This is a genomic window from bacterium, from assembly GCA_026414725.1.
Taxonomy (GTDB): Bacteria; Ratteibacteria; UBA8468; order B48-G9; family JAFGKM01; genus JAAYXZ01.
The window spans coordinates 1-3,155 of record JAOAIL010000044.1; the positions used below are offsets into that span (position 1 = coordinate 1).

Annotated in this window: 3 protein-coding genes; all 3 read right to left on the reverse strand. The window is 39.0% G+C overall.

Annotated features, from left to right (window positions below; genetic code table 11):
- Positions 1 to 1,824, reverse strand: a 1,824-nt coding sequence (locus N3D17_07705; GenBank protein MCX8083247.1) for an efflux RND transporter permease subunit, incomplete at its 3' end; no start/stop codon positions are given.
- Positions 1,821 to 2,927, reverse strand: coding sequence for an efflux RND transporter periplasmic adaptor subunit (locus N3D17_07710; protein MCX8083248.1), 1,107 nt, complete (start codon positions 2,925 to 2,927; stop codon positions 1,821 to 1,823). The genes N3D17_07710 and N3D17_07705, both read right to left, overlap by 4 nt.
- Positions 2,927 to 3,155, reverse strand: a 229-nt coding sequence (locus tag N3D17_07715) for a TolC family protein (protein MCX8083249.1), incomplete at its 5' end; no start/stop codon positions are given. The genes N3D17_07715 and N3D17_07710, both read right to left, overlap by 1 nt.

Consider the following 3,155-nt stretch of genomic DNA (forward strand, 5'->3'; position numbering starts at 1 on the left):
ACCACCAAAAGCCACATCTGTCTTTCCTCCCTCGCTTACACCTCCTGTTGTAGCAATATGGATAAGTTCTGGCTCTTTAAATGCCTTTTCCATAACAGACATCGTATACTCTGTATCTTCTAATGTTGTACCTACTGGCATCCTTAAACTGAAAAGTTGCATAGGTGTATCCATTGAAGGGAAAAACTCTTTCCCTACAAACCTTAAGGACCACATACTCAACACAAAAAGGACAAGTGAAGGGACAATGAATAGTATCTTATGATTTAACGCATAGGATAAACTTTTACTGTAAAGTTTCTTTATCTTTCCAAACTCTTTCTCCTCTGCCATCTTCAATGTCTCTCCTTTTCCTTTAAAGAGAACCGAAGACACCATAGGCACCAGTGTAATCGCTGCTATAAAAGAGGCAAGGAGTGATACAGTGACCGTTATAGCAATAGGTCTTATAAGCCGTGCAGTTATCCCTGTAACAAATATAGCAGGAAGAAAGACAATTACTGTGGTGAGGGTTGATGCCAGTATTGCTGCCATAACTTCATTAGTCCCTGCAGAAGCAGATATATCTGTTTCCTTACCTTCTTCCATATACCTGAAGATATTTTCCATAACTATGATGGCATTGGAGACAAGCATACCTATTCCAAGTCCAAGCCCTGTCATTGTGGTAATATTAAGCGTATAACCAGCCGCGTATATTCCAGCAAATGTAACAAAGACAGAGAAAGGGATGGAAAGCCCTACAACAAATGTGGGGAGAAAACTTCTTAAAAGGACTAAAAGCAGGATAACTGTTATTATCCCACCAACCAGAACATCAAGAGCAGTCATCTTTACCATTCTTTTTGCTACAGTTCCAAAGTTCATCAGTTCTGCAAATTCTACATCTGCAGGCATTATACTTTTAAGGGATTTAAGTTTCCTCTCTACCCTTTCAGATACCCTTACTATATTTGCACCTGACTGCCTCATTATCCCGAGAACCACACAGTCCTTTCCATCAACCCTGGCAAAACTCCTTACCTCTTTGAATGTATCCTTTACCTCTGCAATATCCTTCAGATACACAGGAGCGCCGTTGTATATACCTATAACAGTATTTTTTATTTCCTCTATACTTCTATACTCTCCAGGTGTTCTTAAAAGGTATTCTCTGTATCCCTCTTTAATATGTCCTCCAGATATATTGATGTTTTCGTATCTTAATACCTGGCTTATCTGACTCAAAGAAAGATTGTATCCCTTTAGCCGTTCACCATCTATCAGGATATTAATCTCCCTCGTTTTACCACCAGAAAGGAATACATTTGCCACACCTTCTTCTCCTTCAAGACGTGGTTTTATCTCATCATCAAGGTATGTCCTTAAATTAAGCGTATCAGACCCAAAACCAGTAACAGCGTAAATTAAAATCGGGGTGTCTGAAGGGTTATATTTAACTACAATAGGTTTATCCGCATCCTTAGGAAGATACTCCTCTATCATTGAAAGACGGTCCCTTACATCCTGAGCAGCAAAGTCAAGGTTTGTTCCCCATTCAAACTCAATCATTACAACAGACATACCTTCTATGGAAAAAGAGGTTACTTTCTTTATGTGCTTAACAAGTCCTACTGCCTCCTCTACAAGTTTTGTAATACCTGACTCAATCTCTTCTGATGCCACACCCTCATATGATGTAACTACAGCAACAACAGGAAACTCAAGGTCAGGCAACATATCCAGTCCTAAATTGAAAAAAGAAAGAATACCTATGGCAGAAAGAATCAGTACCAGCATAAGCGTTGTTATTTTTCTCTTTACAGAAAACTCTGGTATATTCATTCTGAAACCTCCACTTTACTTCCATCTTCCAGTCCTATTCCTCCTTCAACAACAACCATTTCATCTCCGGATAACCCTTCCTTTATCTCAATATAGTCCTCTTCTATCATCCCTGTCTTCACATATCTTTTTCTCGCAACAGAACCATCCACAACAAAAACATAACTCTGCTCTCCCTCTGAGAAAACCGCCTTATGAGGAATTGTAGAAGTCCCTTTATTCATCCTGATGATAATTCCCGCTCTGGCAAACATCCCTGGCTTAAGTAACTGTCCAGGGTTATCAACAAGAATCTCTATCTCAGAAGTTCTTGTAAGAGGGTCCACAAAAGGAGAGATATTATATACCTTCCCATAGAATTTTTTTTCAGGATAAGCATCCACAAACACCTCTGCATCCTTGCCCTTCATTATCTTTCCTAAATCCACTTCTGCTACAGGAACAACTGCTTTTACCTTACTTATATCTGCAATAGAAACGAGTGGTGCATTCTTCATCATAGAGGCATCTGTGATAATCTCTCCTTCATCAATAAATTTCTTCATTATAGTTCCACTTATAGGTGCTATAACCTTTGTATCTTCAAGATGCACCTTTGCCAGTGAAAGTTGTACTTTTAGCCCTTCAAGGTTGTGTTTTGCAATCTCATAGGCGGTCTGAATATCATCCCATTTTTTCTGTGATATAACTCCCTCACTGTATAACTTCTGCATCCTTTCATAGTCCCTTTTTAATCCCTCAAGATTTGCTTCTGCTGCTTTTACCTGACTTTCTAACTGCCTGACATTAAGTTCACTCTTTATATAGTCAACCTGCGCAATAGTATCTCCCTTTTTTACATACATGCCTTCCTTCACAAAAATCTTTTCTACAACTCCTGTGGTTTTTGAAAAAACAGTTACCTCACTGAATGCCTTTATACTTCCTGCTGTACTTACTACCTCCCTTATATCTCGTTTTTCTACTTTACCTACAATAACTTGAATAGCGGGCTCCTCCACCTGTTTTTCAACTGTCTTTACTTCCTTCTTTCTCAACACGGCCGATATAATTATCAGAAAAATAATGGCTGCCACCCCATAAAGTATCTTTTTTTTATTCATCAGTCCCTCCATGTTCCAGATGCTCTTTCAAGTTCTGCATATGCTAATTGGTATTCATATAAAGCGTTATAAAGCCCATTCCTCGCTTCTGTTAAAGATGTGTCTGCATCTAAAATATCTGTGGTCGTTGCCATCCCTTCTTCATAAAGGAGTTCAGCAACCCTAAGATTTTCTTCTGCAAGTTCTATCTGCTTTTCACACTGGCTTACCTTTTGCTCTGCAGATAGG